22 protein-coding genes are annotated in these 23,759 nt (G+C 39.3%); 12 read left to right on the top strand and 10 right to left on the bottom strand.

Going from position 1 to position 23,759, the window contains the following annotated elements:
- Positions 1–15 precede the first annotated feature (15 nt).
- The 3 genes from AAEU28_RS14375 to AAEU28_RS14365 form a co-directional block, all read right to left on the bottom strand.
- Positions 16–756, bottom strand: coding sequence for a ferredoxin--NADP reductase (locus AAEU28_RS14375; RefSeq protein ID WP_421964763.1), 741 nt, complete (start codon positions 754–756; stop codon positions 16–18).
- A gap of 238 nt (positions 757–994) precedes the next feature.
- Positions 995–1,696 (bottom strand): purine-nucleoside phosphorylase, encoded by a 702-nt coding sequence (gene deoD / locus AAEU28_RS14370; protein ID WP_421964762.1) that lies wholly within the window; start codon positions 1,694–1,696, stop codon positions 995–997.
- Positions 1,697–1,709: 13 nt separating this feature from the next.
- Positions 1,710–2,924 carry a phosphopentomutase gene (locus AAEU28_RS14365; protein WP_421964761.1) on the bottom strand — a complete coding sequence of 405 codons (1,215 nt, stop codon included), beginning with the start codon at positions 2,922–2,924 and terminating at the stop codon, positions 1,710–1,712.
- Positions 2,925–3,219: 295 nt separating this feature from the next.
- On the opposite strand from AAEU28_RS14365, the gene udk reads away from it, so the two are divergent.
- Both udk and AAEU28_RS14355 read left to right on the top strand, forming a co-directional pair.
- Positions 3,220–3,849, top strand: a complete 630-nt coding sequence (gene udk / locus AAEU28_RS14360; RefSeq protein ID WP_058032252.1) for a uridine kinase — start codon at positions 3,220–3,222, stop codon at positions 3,847–3,849.
- Positions 3,850–3,864: 15 nt separating this feature from the next.
- Entirely contained in the window at positions 3,865–5,091 is a 1,227-nt protein-coding gene (locus tag AAEU28_RS14355; RefSeq protein WP_421964760.1) for a NupC/NupG family nucleoside CNT transporter, read from the top strand.
- Between the two features lie 197 nt (positions 5,092–5,288).
- Here the strand turns inward: AAEU28_RS14355 and AAEU28_RS14350 are convergent, their stop codons facing one another.
- Complete coding sequence (locus AAEU28_RS14350) at positions 5,289–5,708, bottom strand: nucleotide triphosphate diphosphatase NUDT15 (RefSeq protein WP_421964759.1); 420 nt, start codon at positions 5,706–5,708, stop codon at positions 5,289–5,291.
- Positions 5,709–5,802: 94 nt separating this feature from the next.
- On the bottom strand, positions 5,803–7,083 hold the full coding sequence (locus AAEU28_RS14345) for an RsmB/NOP family class I SAM-dependent RNA methyltransferase (protein ID WP_421964758.1): 1,281 nt from the start codon (positions 7,081–7,083) through the stop codon (positions 5,803–5,805).
- 107 nt (positions 7,084–7,190) lie between these two features.
- On the opposite strand from AAEU28_RS14345, the gene AAEU28_RS14340 reads away from it, so the two are divergent.
- Complete coding sequence (locus tag AAEU28_RS14340; protein ID WP_421964757.1) at positions 7,191–8,576, top strand: FG-GAP repeat domain-containing protein; 1,386 nt, start codon at positions 7,191–7,193, stop codon at positions 8,574–8,576.
- A 149-nt stretch (positions 8,577–8,725) separates the two neighbouring features.
- Positions 8,726–9,283, top strand: coding sequence for a GNAT family N-acetyltransferase (locus AAEU28_RS14335; protein WP_421964756.1), 558 nt, complete (start codon positions 8,726–8,728; stop codon positions 9,281–9,283).
- 54 nt (positions 9,284–9,337) lie between these two features.
- Here AAEU28_RS14335 and AAEU28_RS14330 read toward each other — a convergent pair whose 3' ends face one another.
- On the bottom strand, positions 9,338–10,030 hold the full coding sequence (locus AAEU28_RS14330; RefSeq protein ID WP_421964755.1) for an SDR family oxidoreductase: 693 nt from the start codon (positions 10,028–10,030) through the stop codon (positions 9,338–9,340).
- A gap of 6 nt (positions 10,031–10,036) precedes the next feature.
- Positions 10,037–11,560 (bottom strand): DUF3612 domain-containing protein, encoded by a 1,524-nt coding sequence (locus AAEU28_RS14325; protein WP_421964754.1) that lies wholly within the window; start codon positions 11,558–11,560, stop codon positions 10,037–10,039.
- A 105-nt stretch (positions 11,561–11,665) separates the two neighbouring features.
- Here AAEU28_RS14325 and AAEU28_RS14320 point away from each other — a divergent pair, with 105 nt between their 5' ends.
- The gene (locus AAEU28_RS14320) at positions 11,666–12,202 is read left to right on the top strand and encodes a malate synthase (protein ID WP_421964843.1); all 537 of its coding nucleotides are present in this window, start codon (positions 11,666–11,668) and stop codon (positions 12,200–12,202) included.
- 118 nt (positions 12,203–12,320) lie between these two features.
- Here AAEU28_RS14320 and AAEU28_RS14315 read toward each other — a convergent pair whose 3' ends face one another.
- From AAEU28_RS14315 to AAEU28_RS14305, 3 genes are all read right to left on the bottom strand, one after another.
- Positions 12,321–13,115, bottom strand: a complete 795-nt coding sequence (locus tag AAEU28_RS14315; protein ID WP_421964753.1) for an ABC transporter substrate-binding protein — start codon at positions 13,113–13,115, stop codon at positions 12,321–12,323.
- A gap of 171 nt (positions 13,116–13,286) precedes the next feature.
- Complete coding sequence (locus AAEU28_RS14310) at positions 13,287–13,823, bottom strand: GrpB family protein (protein WP_421964752.1); 537 nt, start codon at positions 13,821–13,823, stop codon at positions 13,287–13,289.
- Between the two features lie 27 nt (positions 13,824–13,850).
- Positions 13,851–15,125, bottom strand: coding sequence for a sensor domain-containing diguanylate cyclase (locus tag AAEU28_RS14305; protein WP_421964751.1), 1,275 nt, complete (start codon positions 15,123–15,125; stop codon positions 13,851–13,853).
- 191 nt (positions 15,126–15,316) lie between these two features.
- On the opposite strand from AAEU28_RS14305, the gene AAEU28_RS14300 reads away from it, so the two are divergent.
- From AAEU28_RS14300 to AAEU28_RS14270, 7 genes are all read left to right on the top strand, one after another.
- Positions 15,317–16,342 carry a WD40/YVTN/BNR-like repeat-containing protein gene (locus AAEU28_RS14300; protein WP_421964750.1) on the top strand — a complete coding sequence of 342 codons (1,026 nt, stop codon included), beginning with the start codon at positions 15,317–15,319 and terminating at the stop codon, positions 16,340–16,342.
- 68 nt (positions 16,343–16,410) lie between these two features.
- Positions 16,411–16,866: a hypothetical protein gene (locus AAEU28_RS14295; protein ID WP_421964749.1), complete on the top strand. Its 456-nt coding sequence runs from the start codon at positions 16,411–16,413 to the stop codon at positions 16,864–16,866.
- 169 nt (positions 16,867–17,035) lie between these two features.
- The gene (locus tag AAEU28_RS14290; RefSeq protein ID WP_421964748.1) at positions 17,036–17,740 is read left to right on the top strand and encodes a hypothetical protein; all 705 of its coding nucleotides are present in this window, start codon (positions 17,036–17,038) and stop codon (positions 17,738–17,740) included.
- Positions 17,741–17,749: 9 nt separating this feature from the next.
- Positions 17,750–18,493 (top strand): zinc-dependent metalloprotease family protein, encoded by a 744-nt coding sequence (locus AAEU28_RS14285; RefSeq protein WP_138481357.1) that lies wholly within the window; start codon positions 17,750–17,752, stop codon positions 18,491–18,493.
- 258 nt (positions 18,494–18,751) lie between these two features.
- Positions 18,752–22,609, top strand: coding sequence for a TOMM system kinase/cyclase fusion protein (locus AAEU28_RS14280; protein WP_421964747.1), 3,858 nt, complete (start codon positions 18,752–18,754; stop codon positions 22,607–22,609).
- Positions 22,596–23,318, top strand: a complete 723-nt coding sequence (locus AAEU28_RS14275; RefSeq protein WP_421964746.1) for a phytanoyl-CoA dioxygenase family protein — start codon at positions 22,596–22,598, stop codon at positions 23,316–23,318. The genes AAEU28_RS14280 and AAEU28_RS14275 overlap by 14 nt, the downstream gene beginning before the upstream one ends.
- Before the next feature lie 14 nt (positions 23,319–23,332).
- Positions 23,333–23,605: a hypothetical protein gene (locus AAEU28_RS14270; RefSeq protein WP_421964745.1), complete on the top strand. Its 273-nt coding sequence runs from the start codon at positions 23,333–23,335 to the stop codon at positions 23,603–23,605.
- Positions 23,606–23,759: the final 154 nt, after the last annotated feature.

The following is a 23,759-nucleotide window of genomic DNA, read 5'->3' as shown; positions in this document are numbered from 1 at the left end:
GTCTTTTTTCATAGCTTACCAGTATTGTTCGACTGATATATGACCAGGTTCAGAACGCCGGTGCCTTGAATAACCGAGCGTTTGAAGAAGTTGCGCCAAGTCTTTTACCATGTCTGGATTTCCACATATCATAAAATGAGAATCTTCAGGTAAACGTTCTTGATTGAAATACTTCGCTATTTCATTGCTTTGAATAAGATCTGTGATTCTGCCTCGTAAGCCCTTCTCTGGCATTTCTCGCGTCACTAGGGGTAAGTAATTAAATTGCTTAAACAGCTTTTGGTGTGCATGTATAAAGTCTTGATAAGTTAAATCTGTATTAAACCTGACACTATGAATAAGCACGACTTGCTTATATTTGTCCCACACCTTGCCATCTGCCAAAATAGATAAAAAAGGTCCAATGCCTGTGCCTGAGGCAATCATCCAGAGAATTTGGCGCTCTGGTGATTCTTCAATAGTTAAAAAGCCATTTGCTTTCGCTTCGACCTCAATGCTGTCACCGACTGAAAGATCAACAAGACCTGATGTCAACTTGCCACCTTCAACCTCTGTCAGATAAAACTCAAGTACAGGATCTTTCGGTGCATTAACATATGAGTAAGCTCGAGCAATTCTTTTATCACCTATTGTCATCGCTAACTTAGTAAACTGGCCAGCTTGAAAAGGGGCTACATCTGCAGCAACCTTGATGGTAAAAAGTGTTGGCGTCCACCAGTTTACTTCCGTGATTTTTCCACTAACCCATTGAGACATATAATAGCTCTGTTTATTTCACACTCTATAACTGTGGCAGATAGCACCGATATGTCAAAAATCTCAGCAGTTCACAAATTTTAGGCAAAAAAAAGCCACACTATTCAGTGCGGCCTTTTGGGGTGTGATTCGCTTTCATTTTGGGCGTGTCTCCAAAAATCAGCGATTACGTTACCAAGGAACTTTTTTGCTCAAAACCCAACGAGCAAATAACAACTTAAAACGCTTTGTGAAATCGTTAGATTGACTCTAAAGCAATCTTAACCATTTCGTTAAATGTACTTTGTCTTTCTTCAGCAGGTGTTGCTTCACCTGTGATCACATGGTCACTTACCGTGAATAATGCCATTGCTTTTGCACCATACTCGGCTGCAACGCCATACATGCCTGCTGTTTCCATATCTACAGCTAATACACCTAGCTTGTCTAATTCTTCATAGAAAGAACCGTCAGCTTGGTAAAACGTATCGGTAGTAAACACATTACCAACTTTCGCTTCAATACCTAGTTTACGTGCTGCATTAACACCGCTTTCAAGTAAACCAAAATCAGCAATTGCTGCGAAGTCATAACCGCGTACTCGAGCGCGATTTACATTTGAATCTGTACTTGCACCTTGTGCAAAAATAACATCACGGATTTTAATGTCTTGGCTAATACCACCACATGTACCGATACGGATAAGGTTCTTAACACCATAGCTAACAACGAGCTCACGCGCATAAATTGACATTGATGGAATGCCCATACCAGAACCCATGATACTTACAGGTTTACCATTGTAAGTGCCTGTAAAACCAAACATATTACGAACACCTGTAACTTGGCGAGCGTCTTCAAGGAAGTTTTCTGCAATATATTTTGCGCGTAAAGGGTCACCGGGCATTAATACCGTTTCAGCAAAATCACCATTGTTCGCATTGATATGAGGAGTACTCATTCTCTTTTCCTTCTTACGCCTTGATCAGGTCGTCAGCAAAGCTGTCGCCGTAGTCAAGTGTTGATAAATTAAACCACTGGGCAAGGGTTTGACCTATGTCAGCAAAACTTTGTCGTTCGCCGAGTGCGATATTGTCAATCCCCGGTGTATAAGCCAGTACCGGTACATATTCTCGTGTGTGATCTGTACCCGGTGCTGTTGGATCGCAGCCGTGATCTGCCGTAATAATTAATAAGTCATCTTTTTGCATTTTATTAAGTATTGTTGGTAGGTAATCATCGAATTGCTTAAGCGCTTCGGCATACCCTACGGCATTACGTCTATGACCAAATTTTTCGTCAAAATCCACAAGGTTTGTGAAAATCAAACTGTGATCAGGGGCGCTGTCGATGATTTCTGAGGTTTTCTCAAGTAAATTCATCAAACCTGGCGCTTTATGTTTCTGAGTAATACCTTGGTGGGCATAAATATCAGAAATTTTACCAATGCTGATCACTTCACCACCATCTTGCGCCAACTTATCTAATAATGTTGGTGCAGGAGGTAGCACAGAGTAATCTCGACGATTACCTGTTCGCATAAAGTCGGCACTCGAAGTGCCTATAAATGGCCGCGCAATCACTCGCCCTATATTCATATCATCAAGCAGTGCCCGTGCGATTTCACATACTTGATAAAGCTTGTCAAGGCCGAATGATTGCTCGTGTGCGGCTATTTGGAACACACTATCAACTGAGGTATAACAAATTGGCATGCCCGTTTTTACATGCTCTTCACCCAGTTGTTCTAAAATAACGGTACCTGAACCGTAACAGTTGCCTAAAATTCCTGGAATTTCGGCGCGTTTGCACAATTCAGTAACAAATTCTTCAGGGAAGCATGGTTGTGTATTAGGAAAATAACCCCAATCAAACAACACAGGTACGCCTGCCATTTCCCAATGGCCCGATGGCGTATCTTTACCGCTTGAAAGCTCTTTTGCATAACCCCAAGCCGCCTTTGGCGCTGAGCGTTCTGCCACTTCACACGCTTCTTTACCCGCGGCTTCACAAGCATCAACTAAACCAAGTTTAGTTAAGTTAGGTAAAGGAAGTGCTTCTCCTTTATCTTCTTTGTATGAAGCTAAAAGGTGCGCAAGGGTATTTGCTCCTAAGTCTCCAAATTGCTCTGCATCTGGAGCGGCACCTACGCCTAAGCTGTCTGCCATCAGGATAATTGCTCTTGCCATAATTTACCTCTTAACTTATGCCAATCTGGAGAATAAATAATTGCCTCCGAATCAGTGTTGAATACTTTAATAGTTGGTTAACAATAGCGTACAGGACATAAGTCCGCTTTTAAAACTAGACGCCAATTGTCACGAAAATGTCATAAAAGTCCTGTTTTTAGCAAGCGGACATAAGTCCTGTCGCAGAAATATCAAAATCGCTAAATTTGCTCCCTAAGCGAAGCAAAAGAGATTATTCGTGTCTTTTTTGCTATTGTGATCTTCCGAGTGAATCAACAGTTGGGTGTGAACTTTAGTGACACGAACAATTATAGCTATTGCTGGTGCATCTGCATCTGGCAAATCTCTTTTTACGCAAACTATTTATAACGAGCTTGTAAATGAGCTAGAAGATGGTTCTATCGCCATCATCGAAGAAGATGCCTATTACAAAGATCAATCGCATTTACCGTTTGAGCATAGAACACAAACAAACTATGACCATCCGGATGCATTTGAACATGAGCTTCTTAAATCGCATTTAGAGCAATTAAGATCTGGTCAGTCTGTAGAAGTACCAAGTTACGATTATGCGCAACATACTCGTAGTAAGGAAACTCGTCAGGTTAACCCTGCAAAAATATTAATTGTTGAAGGCATTTTATTACTCAGCGACCCTGAGTTATGTAAAGAGTTTGATATAAAAGTATTTATTGATACGCCCCTTGATATTTGTTTACTGCGTCGAACGCAGCGTGACATCGAGCAGCGAGGCCGAACACTACAATCTGTTGTGGAGCAGTATCAAGCAACGGTAAGACCCATGTTCTATCAATTTATAGAACCATCTAAACATTCAGCTGATTTAGTGGTTACACGCGGTGGCATGAATCGCGTGGCGATTGATATAATCAAAAGCAAGATAAAATATTTGCTACAAGAATAAAAACGGGAATTTACCATGACAACAATAATGAGCCTAGTGGGCATGATGGCCCTGCTGGGTATTGCATTTGCAGCCTCAACGAATCGCAAAGCTATTAATTTGCGCACTGTTGGGGTGGCGTTTGCACTACAGCTTTTTATCGGTGGTTTTGTACTATTTTCAGAAGCTGGCAGAAACATACTTGACCAATTATCAAGCAAAGTATCAGCGGTAATTGGTTATGCAGGAGACGGTATCGAGTTTTTATTCGGCTCTCTGGCAAAAAGTGACAGTAATATTGGTTTTATTTTTGCGATCCAAGTATTACCAGTCATCGTATTTTTCTCTGCGCTAGTCGCAGTACTTTATCACCTAGGCATAATGACATGGGTCATTAAAATTTTAGGTGGTGGTTTACAAAAGTTGCTTAAAACGTCTCGTCCGGAGTCGCTTTCTGCAACAGCTAATATCTTTGTCGGACAAACGGAAGCCCCTTTAATTGTAAAACCGTTTATTCCAAGCATGACGAAGTCAGAGTTATTTGCTGTGATGGTAGGTGGCCTCGCAACCGTAGCAGGTTCAGTTATGGCTGGTTACGTTGCAATTGGTGTAGAGCTTAAATATTTAATTGCTGCCAGCTTTATGGCTGCACCAGGTGGCTTCTTAATGGCAAAAATGATCGTGCCAGAGACAGAAACACCTAAACAGAATTTATCAGATGTCATGTCTGATGAAGAAAAGCCAGTGAATGTAATTGATGCAGCTGCATCTGGTGCGTCAAGCGGTATGCACTTAGCACTGAACGTAGGTGCTATGTTACTCGCTTTCGTAGCGTTGATTGCATTATTAAATGGTTTGTTAGGCGGTATTGGTGCTTGGTTTGACCATCCGACTTTAACATTACAAGAGATTTTAGGTTACGTATTCGCACCAGTTGCATGGTTACTTGGTGTTCCTTGGAGCGAAGCTGTAACGGCCGGTAGTTTTATCGGACAAAAGCTAGTAGTTAACGAATTCGTTGCTTATCTAGACTTTATGAATTATCGAGAAGGGTTAAGTGCACATACACAAGCAATTGTCACATTTGCGTTATGTGGATTTGCTAACCTTTCATCGATTGCAATCTTACTAGGCGGACTTGGCGGTATGGCGCCGAGTCGAAGAAAGGATATCGCACGCTTAGGGCTCAGGGCGGTTTTAGCAGGGTCAATGGCTAACCTAATGAGCGCCGCAATTGCAGGGTTTTTCCTCTCGCTAGCTTAGAAACTTAACGAGATTTCCCTAAAATTTGCAAAACAATTGGTTGGTTGCTTTAAGGGGTTAAAGTAACCACACTAACTTGAACGATACTTCACCAAAGGGCCTTTATGGCCCTTTTATCGTTTCTGGAGCAAGCTATTCTTTAAATGAAAAGTTTCCAATGAAAAATTTGCCCCTACTCCTCAGTTATCTTCCTTGAGCTATCTCTTACCAATTAACGATTGCAGTTTGTCTTGTTTTAAAAAGTTCTCTAAAGATAAAAACAGGGGCTTTGGCAACTCATCCAACCCAAACCATTGCCAACCTAGACACTTATTTGGTTCCATGATTTCTGGCTCGCCTTCTACATCATTTGCCACCACGTACAAAGTCACATAATGTTTATTTAATGGGTTAAATACATCGTTAGAAAAACCTAACTGACTTACTTCAGAAACCCTCAAACCTGTCTCTTCTAACGTCTCTCTGATTGCACAAGCCGCTATTTCTTCACCCATTTCTAGATGACCACCTGGAGTGGCCCACGTATTCGCACCATGTGACCCAATACGTTCACCGAGTAGAATTTTACCATCACGAATAATGACAACTGCGACACCCACTCGAACATGTTCTGACATAATATTTGCCTTAATTGTTATTTTATTAAACACAAAAAAAAGCCGCTTAATCGCGGCTCTGTATGGATAACCTGAGCTCAGGTTAGATAAATTTTTAAACTTCTTTCTTTGTTAATACGGCGGCATAAAAACCATCGTATTCAGAGTTAATTCCCGGTTGTAGGTTTAACTCTTCTAGTAATTCAAAGTTTGGATTGTTTTCAAGGAATGCCTGCACTTGCTGTTGGTTTTCACTCGGAAAAATAGAGCAAGTCGCATACACAAGCTTTCCGCCGACTTTACACATCTGGCTGTAACGTTGCAGAATTTCAGCTTGCAAGCTGATCATAGTATCAATATTTTCAGGTTGTAAATGCCACTTAGCATCTGGGTTACGACGTAATACCCCCGTGCCTGAGCACGGCACATCTAACAACACGCGATCAAACTTTTCTTTTAGGCGCTTAATCGTTTTACTATTTTTGATTAAACGCGTTTCAAGCATATGTACACCCGCACGCTTTGCACGTTTTTTTAGTGCATCTAGCTTATGCTGGTGAATGTCCATCGATAAGATGTAACCTTTATTTTGCATCAGATTAGCAAGGTGTAAGCTCTTTCCCCCAGCTCCCGCACACGCATCAACAACGCGCTGACCTGGTTTTACATCGAGTAATGGTGCTATCTGCTGAGAGCCCGCATCTTGCATTTCAAACCAGCCTTTGCTGAATGCTTCAGATTTAAATAAATAACCGTACTCTTCAACTTCTAAACAGTTCTCTTGCTCGAGTACTTTGGTGATTGATTGACTCTTTTTCAAAGACGTTTGTAACGTTTCAGCGTCAGCCTTCAAAGTATTTACACGTAAGTAAGGTTTCGCAGGTACGTTCAGTGCCTGGGCGATGTTAACCCAATCATCACCAAGCTCTTGCTCAGCGCGTTGCCAAAGCCAATCAGGGTAACTTTGTTGCTCTGCAGACGAGGCTTCATCAAGGTTTGCTTTTAGTGTCTCAACATCTAAACCTGCAAACTCAGACCAATTTGGTAACTCAACGCCATTTAACAGCTGATAAGCCTCAAAGTGTAGCCACGGCCAATTCTCATCTGAGGTGTCGATATCAAGTGCCGTATTGAGCTGGCGATGATAACGGATCAGCTCGTAGCAATGCTGCACATAATAAGCTTTGGTCGCTTGATTCCAAAAAGCTTGGTTGGCAAGGCCAGCTTCTATTGCTTTATCAGCGTACTGCTCTGTTTCAAAAACTTGTTTAATACAGCTAATAATGGCTTCAACACATTGGCTATCGTTTAACACTCGCCTAACTCCTAAATTCAATAACGACGCGGATTGTAGCTGATTTTCAGATAAGCGACGAGCACTATCCACATAAAACATGTAGGGTGCTCATTACATTTGCAACAGTTCATTACAAATTCGAACTTGTTTGCTCTGCAATTAAACCTAAGATAGAACCACACCAAGTTCGAGGAAAGGAATTTAAAATGAAACACACGCTTTTATTGATGGCAACTCTAGGCGCATCTTATTCAGCGATGGCAGCAAAAGACATTCCAATAAAAACCAATCGCAGCCTGATTGAAACTAAAAGCCCCATAATGTTTGCCTATCATGATGAAGACGCAAATTTAGCCGAGCTTAATCTTGAAAACATGGAATTTACCAAGCTCGAACTGCCAAAAGATACTTTTGGTTTTGATTACGGCAAGCTTGCGGGCTCATCTAAAATCACCGCTTTTGTAATGAATAAAGAAGGCATTTTTGCAGTCGATAAACACGGCGCTAAAAAAGTGCTCGCGACCAATGCACTGCTTTCAAAACTAGCATTCGACGAGTTCGAGAAAATCAATTTTATTAGCGACATTAATAATGATGGTCTCAGCGACATTGTTCTGCCCGATTTAACTCACTCAGAGATTTACATTCAAAACCCTGATAGTAGTTTTACCAAACACACATTCAGCACGGAGCCTAAATTCTCGGGTAATTTTAGCAGCGGTAAATTGCGTCTAGACATTGACCTAACCATGGTGCCTAAAGTATTCGACATAAACCAAGACGGCTTTAACGATTTAGTGTTTCATGATAGAGAAAAAATCGATGTCCTTTATGCCAATAAAACTGGCTATGCAAACGCGCTTAAGCCTTTAAAACTGCCTGTTGAGACGGGCAAACTTGATGACGTAGAAGCGAATCGCCGCATTGCAAAATTACTCGATATCAACAATGACGGAAAGCTTGACCTTGTCACGCGTTATGCACCAATTGTTGAAGGCATGGACTCACTCGATGTTGAACTCACCTTTCAGGTATTCTACGGACAAAAAGATGGCCAATTTTCAGAAACACCGCTAACTTTGCCTAAGGCTTCTGGCACTAGTCGGTTTGAGTTCGATAATGACTTTAACGGCGATGGTAAAAGTGAATTACAGAAATTCCACGTTGATTTTGGCTTAGGGACCATTGCCTCTATGGCTCTCGGTGGCGGCAGTACTGATGTTGATGTAGAAATCAGCTTTTATGCGCAAAATCCAGACGGCACCTTCTCTGAAGAGCCTGACTCTGAAAAAGAAGTTGAAATGGAAATTGGCATGAGCAGTGACGAAATGGCACTCACTTACTACGCCGGTGATATAAATGGTGATGGTAAACAAGATGCGGTATTTAAAACCGGCAGCAAAACGCTCAGTGTTTACTATGGCAATGCCGAGACAGTGCTAAACAAAAAGCGCGGCAAGATCAAACACAAACTACCAGAAGATGGCAATGACATTAAGCTAGTCGACATCAATAATGATGGCAAACACGATTTTGTACTTAGATTTCAAGATGATGACGGCAAAAGTACAATTCAAACTATTTTAAATTAGATAGCAAAAGTTTTTACGCTGCAATTGGGAGTGCCTTTGGTACTCCCTTTTTTATTTCAAATTAAAGGGTTGTACCCAACTATTTACTTGTAGAGTCACATTTATTTCATTATCTTTAAAATCAGAAGAATAATAAATCGGTGATATACGTGCAGTATCTTCCTCTCACATACACGCATTTTCAAGATGTGATCTCACTGGCTAATATCGTTCATGGTGATAACTATATGGACGAGCAGAGCCTAACAAAAATGCATCAACAGGGTATCAAGCATGATATTAATGCCAGCTTTGTTGCAATAAATGATAAAAACGAACTCGTCGGGTTTAGGCTCAGTTATGCCGCAGATCAATGGGACATTGATAAGTGGTGTAGCCCAAAGCTTTGGCCTGTACTCCCTTCACAGATGGCATATTTCAAATGCATCGCCGTTTCTGAAAAAGCCCAAGGCCAAGGCATAGGCCCCAAATTACTTCATGCCTCTATTGTTGCTTTAAGACAACAAGGAGCTTTGGCTGGTGTTGCGCATTTATGGAAACAAAGCCCAGGTAATGGCGCGGTGAAATATTTCACAAAAGCAGGTGGAGAGCTGATCAAGCTTCATGACAATCGCTGGACAGAGTTATGTGATACGCAAGGTTATGTCTGTACAGTTTGTGAAAACAGCTGTCAGTGCCAAGCGGCTGAAATGGCTTTACTTTTTTAAAGTTTAGTTCACGAAACATTGCGCGGCCCCTAACCGCGCAACTAAACGTTTTTCCTACCAAGGTATTTGCTCACCCTTATAGCTGTAAAACCCGCCACTTTGCTCGGCAGTTAAAGACTCAATAACTTGCTTTAACCCCTGCGCTGATTCTTCAGCACTTATCAGTGCATTTGGTCCGCCCATTTCTGTTTGAACCCAGCCAGGATGCAGCGCAACCGTTTTAACACCTTGTGGTAACAAATCGTTTGATAGGCTTTTGACGACTGAGTTTAAAGCCGCTTTCGAGCTGCGGTAAATGTATCCGCCCCCTTTGGTATTTTCAGTATGGCTACCAACTCGCGATGATAAAGCTGCGATTATTTTAAGTTCACTATTTAAGACTTGAGAGACAAACGCTTCTGCCAGTTTAGCTGGCGCTATCACATTGGCTTCAAATACATCACGCCAAGCATCTACATCGCAATTGCCAAAGCCATAACCTTTTGGCCCATAGAGCCCAGCATTATTCAAAAGCACATCAATGTTTGAGTCTGCTAATTTCGCGCTCAAAGTTGCCATTTGCTGATAATCGGTAATATCTAGTTCATAGACGTGGATCTTTTTGAATTCATTCTTTAATTGATTAAACGAAGTAGCAGCAACACTGTTGCGACACGTTGCGATTACTTGCCAATCATCAGCTAAAAAGACCTTGGTCAATGCTAGCCCTATGCCACGGTTTGCACCGGTAATAAATACTGTTTTCAAGCTGGTTCACCTAATAGATTCGATTTTGCCATTTTTACATTTGCCATAACACCCCGGCTTTCTTGGACAGCTGTTACCTCGAATACAAATGACTCTAAGTTCAGACGCCAACCCCCGCTCTATCCAATTAATATTAAGAATACGCGCCACACTAAGCAGTTGCTGTCGAATATTATGTGGTACAACTGTTGAGCCACCGTGTTTGATACAAAGTGCTTGTAGGTTCTCAACGACAGCTTGCGCATCAGTGCCCTGCGCATCAATGGCAGGATTCAAATCTATACCCATACACAGAACATGTTTTGCGCCAGCTAAGTCCTCAACTAATACTGACTCGCAGCAGTACAAACGCGTCTTACCATCAACGCTTAAAATTGAAAGCTGGGCACTGCTTTCTCGCGACATTTCACCAAACTTTCTAAATACCGCCCAGTGCTGACAGGGGTCTTCAACCTGACGCATGTTACCCCAAGGTAGTGGAATACCATTCCCCCGATATACCGCTTTCAATTTACCCGGTTTATACGCATCAAAGTAATGCCAATGTGGGTAGGGTGACACCACTGTCATGCGACGCATCGCCACAGATACCGAAATGTCGAGTTGTTTATGAACCGAAATATCATAGCCATAGCTGTCGAGTAATTGCCTAAACGGCGCTTTAGGACACAGTAATGCGCCAGCAAAAAAACTGGCTTCAAAATCTTGCCATGCTTGAAGAATATCTTGCGCATTGGGTGTGGTGTGTAATTCAGTTTCTTTTTGCTCAGCCCCACCTATCGATAAAATGCACTTAACCCCATCTTGATTGTGTAACACTGCATGCCCAATATGTACGGCTAAATCATATTTTAATCTGCTTTCTTTCACTTTTAATTTCTCATTTAAGAACACAATATTGGGTGCTCTTAAAAAGGAACTCACTAATCGTGACTTATTAACTTGTTTTACTTCGCTATGTTTATCTTTGTCATTAAACCATCTAATTTGTAAGCCTTTTTCTTGAGCGATACGCATTAAATCGTTGGAGGTTAAATAGAGGTTTTTATTGCCCACTTCTTCTGCTGCACGCTCTAAGTCAGGAAAATGATTTTGATGATGCTCTTGGTGGGCACGAATTAATAAATGTGCGAATTGACGGCCACTGATTCCCGTTTGAGACAGCATTTCTGGAATCGCAATTTGTAAAATATCATTACTAAACAGAAAGTTGGGCTCAAGTGCCATACCTGTGATCCCGCCACTTCTGCCTTTATCTGGCGTGATGGTGTCTTTTTCAGGCTCACTGTCTAAAAACCACTCAACTGGCTTTTGAAAGACTTGGGCGAGATTTTCGAGCATTTCTTGACTCGGCGTACGCTTGCCACGTTCTATCATAGAAAGGTAAGAAACAGAGGGCGCAGAATAGGCATCAACTCTCACACATCGACTAGATAAATCTTCTAATGTCAGATGGTTACGCTTTCTTAAATTACGTATTTTGGTCCCCAAAAAATGTGATTTCCGCATTAATGTTGATGTTTTTTTCACTGCCGTCCCCTGCTTATATTTTATTCACACAGTAAAAATAGCAGATTTTGTAAAATTTACACTGTGAAATTCTTTTTGTGAAATTATAAAAAATATTCACATACACTGAATTCAACAACCAACAAAAACGATTTAACGAATGAGGTTACGATTATGACAGCATTAACTCGCAGTGAAATGACAGATCAAACATGCCAGAAAATGACACTTGCAAAACAATATCTTGATGAGCATTGCCCGCTTGATCAGGGTTCACACACGCAAGTGACACATTACTTGGTTTACTACAATCACCTAATGGCGTTTTTCGCAGATGGCAGTCACTGTGGTTTAGAGCAGCCAAAACAATTTGTTGCCCTTTGCGGACACCGTGATGACCCAACAGCTATTTTACTTAAGAAAAAAGATGGCTTACATATTGAATTGACTTTCAATCGCCGAGGTGATGCAGGTCAAATTGATATGGCACACATTGATGACATTCAAATGGAAACACAGCTTAGTACCGTAGATAGTAATAATGACGCAACCCAATTAAAGCGTCTTTGGATCAGCTTTTTAACTGGCATCGAGTATTCAATTGTTCGTGAAGGTCAATCTAAAGCTTATACCGCCAAAGATGGCAGCGAGTATGTGTTGTAAAATAAAGTCACAATTAGCATGAAAAATCAGTGAGCACTGTAAATAAGCAGCGGTCGGTGCTCAATCGTATTTTTTGGATTACACCAAAGTTAAAAAAACTGTCGTAGATATAGCCTTTTTACTTGTGGATAACTTCACTGCTGAAATCATATTTTACCTTCAACCCTTCAAGTGCTGCCAAAAATGCCTCTTGCTCAAACAAACTTTCAATTATGTTAAATTGACTCTCTAAATAAGTTGGACTTAATATAGCTCTGTAATATTGCTCATGAGGTGCTTTTGAGAAATAAACTAAATCTCGCCAATGCGGGTGCAAGCTAAAATAATAATTTACTGTTGCTCGACTGATTACTGCCAGATCAAGGCGTTGCTTTATCAACATTTCTAGCAACTGTAATTCTGAGCTCGTTGGCGTCAGTTTGGCTTTCCCTGCTTTTAAAACAGGCGCAACTCTAAAATAATGATACCCTCTCACCCCTCCAATATTTTTTTCATAAAGCGACTTTTTACCCGCATAATCAAAAGGCTTTTTAATATGAGAAATAAATTCATCTTGATCATGTAATAAAGGCCTGGTCCAGAGAAACTTGGTTTTCTGCTTGTCTTTAAACCACACAGGGTGAACACCTAAGATCATGCCATCTAAGGTATTGTTGGCGATTTCTCTATTTAGTCTTTTACGAGGGACAAACTGGGCGACAAACTGATATCTGCTTTGAAAACGATTAAAAAGCTCAACTAGTTCAAAATAAAGCCCTGTTTCTAATTCTAATTGTTCAATATATGGCGGTTTTAAATGGTAGACATACACGTAAACTTTTTCAGTAGTGTGTATTCTTTTTCCCTCTTCTTTTGCATTCAGTGACAAAGGTATTAATAACAAAAGAAGTAGAATAACTAAAAAGTTTGGCACGATAATTCTATATTTTATTTATCATTTAATAAGTTATAGACGATTTTTGAGTTTCTACAACTGCTAATTAATTATCAACGCTGCAAAAAAACACAACTAAAAATTAGCATTGTAGCGGTTGTGCACCGCAAAAGTTCTTACGAAAAGTTAAATACACACCTATAAGACTGATTAAAGCAAGGGTTCTTTTATTGTGTCTTTGTACCAGTTCTTTGCATTCTGTAATTGAGCTTTAATAAACTCATCTTTTAACGTCATATAAACTTGTATGTCATTATTACAAGCCAGAGCTGCGTCCGTTTTAATCTCAGCATACTGTAAAGCAGCTTGCTTATGCGCTTTTAAATAATCTCTAAAAATACGATGCTCAAGCGCATGTTCATGGCCTTGTTCAAAAATATGCACATGATGGGTTCTTTGCAGGCCACCCTTTTGAAAGTAACGTCTTCCAACAATGCCGTTCTCGCCTTTGGCAATAAACCCAAGCGCCGTAAATTGCGCAGTGAGATTATCTAAAAAGTCCAATCTTTTCACTTCAACAAGTATGTCGATTATGGGTTTAGCACATAAGCCAGGTACTGATGTACTCCCTATGTGTTCAATCAAAATTACTTCATCTTCAAGCAAAGATTTTAGTTGTTGTTTAACCTCTAAAAACATTTCTGGCCAAAGTGGGTTATATTCTACGACCTCGATAATCCTTGCCATTCACTTTAACCTTATTGCTTAAACGTATTAATTAAGAGATATGACACGGTTTCTACCACTATCTTTCGCTTGATAAAGTGCTCTATCGACTCGAGAAAATACATCATCGAAGCTAGTATCCTCGCGATTGAACTCAGTAAGTCCAATACTGACCGTGAGCTGGATTTTTTTAGCGCCACATAGTAAGGATGACGCAACTTGATTTCTCAAACGCTCAGCAACATAGCCGCCTGCATTGATGTCCGTATAGGGTAACAATATTGCGAATTCTTCCCCGCCGATACGGGCAAAGGTATCTTCTTTTCGCAACAGGTCTTGTACAGTTGAAGTAAGATTTTGCAGTACTTCGTCTCCTACCGGATGGCCAAACTGGTCATTAATATTTTTAAAAAAGTCGACATCCAAAGTTAACAAGCTAAAGCACGTATTTTGCCGTTTAAAAATACTAAATGCTTTCTCTGCCTCTTTTAAAAAATAGCGACGGTTGTAAATACCGGTTAAATCATCCGTGTTAGCTAGACGCTTAAACTCTTCTTTTAGCTTGAAAATCTCAGTTACATCAGTTGAGAAACCAATCAGAGAGCGCTTTCCTGCCATGGTCACTGGTACTTTCACGCTTAAATAATGCTGAGTTTCTCCATTATCAACCATAACTTCCTCAACACGTTGTACTTGCTGCTCTGTTATGGCTTTAGAATCACTCGCATGAAAGTGCTCCGCAGTGTCTATAGGCAAAATATCTTGCTCTTTTTGACCAATTATTTGGTCTGAATCTAGACCGAATAAGTTCGCGACTTTGGAGTTCACATATAAAAAACGTCGTTCCTCGTCTTTCATGTAAACATAAGCTTCTACATTATCTAGAATAACGCTCAATAGTTGTTTCTGTTCTTCAACTTGCTCTCTAAGACGCTTTTCTTCGGTGATATCATGTGCGATACCTACCAAGCCAATGATATTTTTATCTCTGTCGAATAGTGGGGTTTTAATAATTCGGTAAACTCTTTGTTCTGAAGTATGGCGAACAAAGTTAGTTTCATCAGAGGCAATTTGCTGCTTACCAGAAAAAACTTTCCTATCATTTTCAACTATTTGTTGAGATATTGAGAGATCAAAAAACGCACTATCGTCTTTACCTACAATGTCATCTTTTGAACAACCAAATAATGTTTCAACTTTGTCATTTGCATATATGTATTTCCCTTGCATGTCTTTTGCGAAAATATAAGCGCCTAAGTTGTCACATATATTAGACATTAAAGAAATAGACTCACTTGTGACGGTATTTTGTATATTTTCCAAAAAATTATCCCTTATAGATTTTCGTATTTTTTGAACATTCTTTCGGTAGTCTTTCTAAAGAACAATGCAAACTTAGCACAACTAAAGCAAATAGAAACGTATTTGCGAGTAATCACTTCACTTTTAGGCTTGATTAATCAATTCAATTCAAGATATAAATTGTATACAGTATTTCATTTTGGATTATTAGTATGCACTTTCGGCTTTTAATTATCTTCACACTATTATCTCCTTTTTTCACTCAAGCACTAGATATAAAAGTACATACGCTGCCAGTTCAAAGCGAGCTCAGAGCAAGTGCCATTAAAGGAGATTTGATTTGGGTCGCTGGTAATGAGAATACTATCTACAAAAGTTTGGACAAAGGTAAGACCTGGATCAAAAGCGGATTCAAGTCTAATAAAAAGTTCGACTTTAGAGACATAGAGATCATCAATAACCAAACCGCCATTGTGATGGCGACAGGATACGGTGAAGATTCAGCGTTATACATTACCAACGATCAAGGGAGAAACTGGAGGTTACTTTATCAAAACACCGACAAAAAAGGCTTCTTTAATAGCATCGCCTTTGTTAACAGCAAGCTTGGTTTTCTAATGGGCGACCCTGTTAACGAACACTTTATGCTTAAACGCACAAAAGATGGCGGTGAAACATGGCACACCATCGACATGACACATTTTCCAGAGATTGAAAAAGATGAAATCGCATTTGCTGCAAGCGGTAACACACTCATCACTAATCGCCAAAACGAACTCTATTTTGCGACAGGTGGCAACCAGGCTGCGATCTATAAGTACAATTACAAAACCAAAACAAGTAATAAAATTCAACTCCCTCTGCATAGCAAGGGAAATACATCTGGTGTGTATAGTGTCGCGTTCAATAGTAAAAATGATCTATTTGCACTAGGAGGTGACTATAAACAAAGACAAGGTCCATATGAAAACATCGTATTGGCAGATAAGAATGGCACAATGGTTAACCAAACTATTAATTCTGGTGGTCTCATTACTGCGATGCAATGCGCTTACAACTTTTGTATTGCTGTTGGTAAATCAAATAGCTACATATCGAAAAACCATGGTTATCAATGGCAGCCGTTAACCAGCACTAGCTTTGAAGGGTTTTATACTTTAGCCCAAAGTGAAGGTACTTTTATTGCCGCAGGTACACAAGGAAAAGTAGCTATCATAACTCATGGCTTTCAACACTGAAACCTTGGTTTTTTGAGCACAAAAGCTTATCTTTAATTGGGTCTGTATGTTTATTTAGAGGAACTAAAATGCGTACTATCGAAAAAGAACTGTATCAACTTAGCGCTGATGACATTTGTGTTTACGCGGTTGTTAAAGGGTCTTGGAGTTATGACGAAGCGATCCAGTTCAGCAAAGACTTTTTAGATATTATCAAGACATTTGAAGGAAAGCCTTTTACACATCTGGTCTATTTTGATGAATTCACTTTTTCAGTGCCAGAAATTGAAGAAGTCATTCAAAAATTGGTAGATAAACTAGTATCTCAAGGTTTAAGATTTACCGCTCAAGTTATCCCATTTGAATACTACAACATCACTCAGTTTCAACTTGCAAAAATGACGCAAACTAAAGGCTTATTTGTCAAAAAGTCTTTTAATTGTTTAATTGATGCACAAGATTGGTTAGAGTCTCAATCTTTCAATATGCCTCATCAAAATAACCACTTTGAATGCGAAATCTTTAAAAGTTTAAAAACAGGATGATAACCAAAGGTTAAAAAATGTAAATGGTATAAATGCTTGTTTATTAAAAAATTAAACCAGGAAAAGCCTCTAAAATCACATCAAAATAAAACAAAAAATTTACAATTGTCATTGATAAAGGTGCAAAAACAAGTGTAAATTGTTCCTCTTTTGAACTGGAGGCGGCACTATGAAACGTATCTTATTTATCTCACTCTGCGCTGTGATCATAATCGCAACATTTTTCTTTACTAAGCATAGTGAAGATAAACAAAATACTGTCATCTCACAAACCAGCAAACCTGATGTAGTCAACGTAACTCCCCCTTCAGTACCTGTTGAAAAAGAAACCCACATTGAAGCTACTAAGCCTTTAACGAAAACTGATGTCAGATCAGATTTTTATGCAATCAACAAGCTATCAGAGAAAGCTAAATTTGTGCTAACTGAAGCCGGTGTGTTGCCATCAGATCTGAATAACGAAGCATACGTTGAGTTTGACCTTCCTTCTCTTCGAGCATTAGAAGCGGGCGACAATTTTGAGCTTATGATCCCTCAATCGGCAGAAACTTTTATCGCAGAAGTCACATTTATTGATGTCGCTGGAAATGGCGATAAAAGTATTTTTGGTAACGTGACTGGTGCAGATGGTCGCTTTCACACCACAGTTTTAACCGTAGGCAAAGATGCGGTTTACGGTCAACTTACCGCACCAAGTGGAAATTATGTATTTGAAACTAAAGACCAATATGGATGGATAGCTGCAAAACGGGACTTGTATAGAAAACACGTTGAGTTCGAGCATTCTGAGTCTGAACATCACTCAGATGCACAACACACGGAGCATGAAAAAACTGACATTTTTGCTCCTAAATTAAACAAAACTGACAAGTAAGGAAAACAGATGAAAACATCACTTAAAACACTGGTCGCTGCATCTGCAATTGCGTTTTCTGGTTTCGCTTCGGCGGTTACCATAGATATCGGTATTTTATATACAGATCAAGCAGCTGCTAAAACAGCAAACATCAACACTAAAATCAACCAACTGATTGCCTTTTCAAATCAAGTATATCAACAAAACGGAGTTGATATTCAACTTCGCTTAGCAGGTAGCCAAAACCTTGGAAACTATGCCATCACACCTGAATCTGGCTGGTTAAATGCCGTAACAAACAGCACTTATGTTGCAGATCTACGCAACACTTGGCGTGCTGATATGGTCGCTGTGCTAGGTACAGGTGAGAGTGCTGGTAATGGCTTAATTTCATGTGGTTTAGCTTGGGTTGGCCAAGGCTCTAACGGTAACTTATATAGCTCAATGAGCGATCGCATGTTCAGCATTACGGCCATTGATTGTGGTGCAACGACATTTGTCCATGAACTAGGCCACAATCAAGGCCTTGCTCACTCACGTAAGCAAGGTGATACATCTGGCGGTGTGTACGTTGATGGTATGGGTCACGGTGTACAAAATAACTTCGCAAGTATCATGGCTTACCCTCACGTGTTTGGTTCAGCAACTCAGTACGATTATTTTGCAAATCCAAATTGGTCGGTAAATGGCGTGCCTTACGGTGTTGTAGGTCAGGCATATGGCTGGAAAACAGTGAATGACACCAAATACAGTATTGCAAATTTTAAGTAATATTGTACAAAAATAAAGTGAGGTGCATTTAGCACCTCATTACTCGTAGCAGCTTTTCATACTACAGACATATTTACACTATTTTATTCCTTTTCTAAGAATAAATAACTTTTCTCTAAAGTACTTAAAAAATAAGTCGATAACTTGGCAATGTCATATTTGCTTGATATGCTGAAACATACACAAGCGCTTGTTCCAAAAGCACTGTTCAGTTTTTTGCAAAAATAATTTACACGCTAGAAATAAACTAAGTATTCCATGCCTCTATCGCAATTTTCAGATCAACTCATTCACGATCAATTTAACTCTACTCAATATGAACTATTGCATAAAATTGGGGAAGGTGGATTTGGTAAAGTTTTTAAAGCTATACAAGCTAATACAGGGCAACCCGTTGCGATTAAGTTTTTGGCAATCGAGCCTCATTGTGACGAGCAACAAAAAAAGCGTTACATAGAACGCTTTAAAAGAGAAACTGCATTAAGTAGTCAACTTCAGCACCCAAATATTGTTCGATTGCTCGACAAAGGGCAAATTAACGATAATTTATTATACGGTGTGTTTGAGTATGTCGAAGGACGATCACTTAGAGAGCATCTGATTCAAGAAGGTGCATTAAATGCCGTCGATGCAAAAGAAGTTATGCTACAGGTACTTGATGCCCTAGTTCATGCCCATCAAAATGGTATTGTTCATCGAGATATCAAGCCCGCTAATATCATGCTTAGCAAAACGGGTGCTAAGACTCACGCTAAAATTCTCGACTTTGGCATCGGCACGCTTACGCAAGATAGCCGTCAAGCCGATTTTAATACCCTAACGCTCACACAGGAAACATTAGGCACGCCATCTTATAGTGCCCCAGAGCAGTTGCGTGGCGAACCTGCAACAGAAAAAACCGACCTTTATGTTTGGGGTTTGGTTTTCTTAGAGTGTTTAACCGGTCTACCAGCAATTACAGGCTCGAGTATCGCCGCTGTTTATCATAAACAATTAAGCGATATGCAGGTTTCTATACCGAGTACTTTACTGGGACACCCAATAGCAGATTTATTAAGACGCGTATTAATTAAAAACGCCACCGATCGTGTAATTACTGGCGAGACGCTTTATCAAGAAGTGTCACAAGTTAATATGACTAATCTGGTTGGTGTATTAGCAGATTACCGAGCACAACAGCATGCGGATGATGACACTATGATCATGCGTAATGACGGTCCTGCCAGTGCGTCAATGCAAAACTTTACAGCTCATATCGAGCGTAAACAAATCACAGTTTTAGCTATGCGACTTAGCACCAAGGTGCTAACAGACAAAGAGCTTGATTTAGATATTGTCGATACTCTATTCAGATCCCAACGTAATCACTGTATAGACATTGCAACGCGCTATGGTGCGACCCATGTTGGTAACTTGGCAGATTCTGTGCTGTTTTATTTTGGCTACCCAATTGCCTCAGATAACGATACACGTCTTTGTGCGCGAACAATATTAGACGCCATTAGTGACATATCTAGACGTAACGCTCTTACCCAAGAAGCCCATGGTGTACAAATTAATGTGCATGCAGGTATTCATTCGGGGGTGTTCACAACCTATGCGACCGCTATGCCTGAAGGTCATATTGCGAATACGGCAATGGCTCTGGCAAGAGAAGCTGGCGAGCGACAAATTTTGTGTAGTGAGGAATCGAGGACTATTCTTGATCCCTATTCAGAGTTTGAATATTTTGGTGAAAAATTACTAAACCATCACGTTAGTAAAGAGCGTATTTTTAGTTTAACCGGTGAACGCCGAGTAGAAGCTTTTGGTTTTATGCGTGGCACAAGAAATAGCCATGAGCTTGTGGGTAGAAGCAATGAACTCGAACAGTCACTGTTAATTTTTAATCACGAAAAAACAGAAAATCGATTTACCCATATCCATGGTGAAGCTGGTATTGGGAAATCTCGTTTACTACAAGAAATCAGAAGTAATGCAGCCAGATACCAACACCTTGTTGCACAGTGTTTGCCTGAACATCAAAATAATGCGCTTTACCCAATTCTGACTTTGGTTCGATATTTATATAACACCAATAATTTAACCACCGCAGAAGCAATAGAAACCTTTACTTCTATTATCACAAAACATGACAACACATTAGATTGCAAACAAACTCTACCTATCTTATTGATCTGGTTAAATATTGCATTAAATGATGAATTAACTGCTTCAACTCTTGCTCCTGATGCGCAAAAAGCTCTATTGTTTCAAACACTTAGTGCATTACTAATGAGTCAAAGTGTCAGCTTCAGTGTCTCAAAACTTTATATAGTAGAAGATATTCATTGGGCAGACGTCACGACCATTGAGTTTATGCAGCATTTTGCAAAACAACTCCATAATGGCGATGTGCTTATTAGTACCTCACGTCAAAAAGTACCAACTGAATTAAAAGATCTCACTTTAATAGAAGTCGGTTTAAAAAAGTTAACTGAGCGAGCAACCGAAGACTTTATTGTAAAGTTATTTGACAATCAAGCAGTGTCACAAAGCGTACTTGACGTATTAGTTAATCGTACTGACGGTATACCGCTGTTTATCGAAGAGCTCATCGATATGCTTAAGCAAAAAAGCTTAGTCAGTGTCATAAACGGGGAGATTAACTTCACCAGCCCAGACAAACTAGACCAAGTCCCAACCAGTCTACGTGAGTCACTTCAGCAAAAACTAGACAATTTAATTCATGCTAAAGAAACTGCACAACTGGCCGCCACAATTGGCCGTGAATTCGAATATGAGCTACTTGTCGCCGCCTCTTCTCTGAGTGAAAATCAAATTCAAAATGACTTAAATGAATTGATTGCTAAAGATTTAATTATTCATCAACGCCATGTGAATAATGACAGTTATATTTTTAAGCATGCATTAGTGAGAGATGCAGCTTATGAAAGTACAAACACGTCAAACAAAGAAAAGAATCATAACAAGATAGCTGACATTCTCGTTTCAAAGTCATATTTAGAAGCTTTACTGGTTGCCCATCACTACAAACATGCAAAAAAATTCTTATTAAGCAGCACATACGCATTTAAGGCTGCTGATCATACGTATGAAGGCTCTTTGTATAAAGAGGCGTTCAACATAACTAATGAGTACTTTCAAATCGCTCAAAAGATTAGTGATGAGAATGAATCAATAAAGTGGCAACTTAGATTAAATAGCTACAATATTAGCTCGCTTATGCTTGGATTTGGCTACGGTGATGTTCGAATTTTTGAAAAAGCAAAACAAAATGAAGAATTGCTTAGGCAAAGCAATGGATCTTTAAGTATATCAATCGAAGAATATCAGAGATTACGCCACCAGCTTATTTGGTCTCAAATCAGTTACCACAATAACAATAATGAAAGAACTAAAGCGATAGCGCTGGCTGAAGAAGCTTTGATAGACAAAACACACAAAGCGAGTTATCTACACCGTCTACTAACTCAATCAATGCTTGCAAATAACTATGTATTTGATGCCCAGTTAGACAAAGCTGAACAATCATTATATGAATGTTTTGCACTTTTAGGTCAACTCAACCCTGAAGAAATTAGAAATGGCTTAAAAACTTACGGTTTGCTTCCAAACTGCTTACCGTATTATTTTAATTCAATTTTTCAAGCCATTGTAGGTCAGTCTGAGAAGGCAATAGAAAGCATAGAACTAGCTATTAAAGTTTCGCAAAAGTTTAATCATTTACCAAGCTATTTGATGGCATTAAACTATGCTTCGATCGTCTCTTATATTTGCAATGAAACTACTTTTGCAAAAGTCACGATAGAGCGAGCACGACAAGAGTTTAAGAGTGATTCACACCTTTATTTGGTTTTTCTACCAACTGATGCACTGAATGCTTGGCTAAACCAAGATACCGATTTGCTAAAAAATATCTGTGAACAAATTGAACAAACCGGGCAAGTACACTCCCTATCTTTCTATAAAACCATGTACATAGATACTTTAATTGAGTCTAAACAAATAGACCGTGCATCAACTCAACTTAGTGAGTTAACTGCCTGGTGTGAAACTCAAAACGAGAAAATAATGTTGAATAAATTAAAGGAATTAAAAAATGGAATCTGTTAGTGACGAGTTGCAACATGAATTCAATGAAAATGGCTATGTAATTGTCGATAACTTATTTGACGAAAACACATATCAAAAGCTCGCATCAGCTGCGTACTTATTAACCATAGATAAAATGAACCTCATTGAAAAAGATATAAAAAATGATTTGGGTGGTATCTTTGAGTTCATTTGCAATAAACCAAATTACCCAATTGCAAATACTAACAATCGTTATTTATCGAGAAGCCACCTTGACTGCAGAGCAGATAAACTCATCGATACCATCGCGAGCAACTTGATTGCAGCTGACATTCCAGACAGGCTTTTAGGTCATAAAGCAAAAAGGGCAGATTTTAAAGGATACATTTCTCTGATCCCTGAAGATAAAGTGAGAGGGATTAACAATCTTCATCAAGATTATCCATTAGATCATGATGTTAATGATTTAATTATGTGTTGGTGCCCAATCTCTCCCGTAGATGAAGCCAATTTCAGAATCATACCTGGCACGCATAAGCTTGGCGCTTTACCACAAGAGGTGTTTGGTCAATTTAAGCAATTGCCACCAAACATTACAGAGCAACTCAAAGACAGAATTAAAACCGTTGAAGTAAAGCTAGGACAAGCAATCATCTTCAATACCAAAACCGTTCATTCATTGGATAAAAACTTTACCAATAAGACAAACTGGTCTTTTTTCGTGAGTTTCGAAAAAGACTTTAATTAAACAAGGAAATTATAATGTCAAAAGAAACATTACTATCCCCAACTCTGCATTTTTTAAATGAAATTATGAATAACCCGGAAAGCTGTAAAGACTTTTCAGATAATCCAGAAGTTTTTTTCGAAAAATTCGAGGAAAAGTACGAGCTTAAACAAGAAGTTAAAGACTGCTTATATCACCCAATGCAGGGTCTTGAAGAAATACTAAAGATTGTCAAAAGTGAACTGACAACAACAACGACAAATTACCAACCTATTATTATTCTTCCGCCTCCAGGTGATAATGACTAAAAAGAAGTAACGTCCAGTTGCTCTTTACGTAATATCTTATAAAGAAAATGAGCATCGCAAAGCGCCTTGCTCATTTTTTTTTATTATTAGACACTTAACTAGATTATAATGTTAACTTTACGTAAATCCATTCTTTGTCCATAATTCAGATTTA

Origin of the sequence: Pseudoalteromonas sp. SS15 (genome assembly GCF_049257195.1) — a bacterium.
Taxonomy (GTDB): Bacteria; Pseudomonadota; Gammaproteobacteria; order Enterobacterales; family Alteromonadaceae; genus Pseudoalteromonas.
Note: the sequence above shows the minus strand (reverse complement) of the source record. Positions and strands in the feature narration are given on the sequence as shown.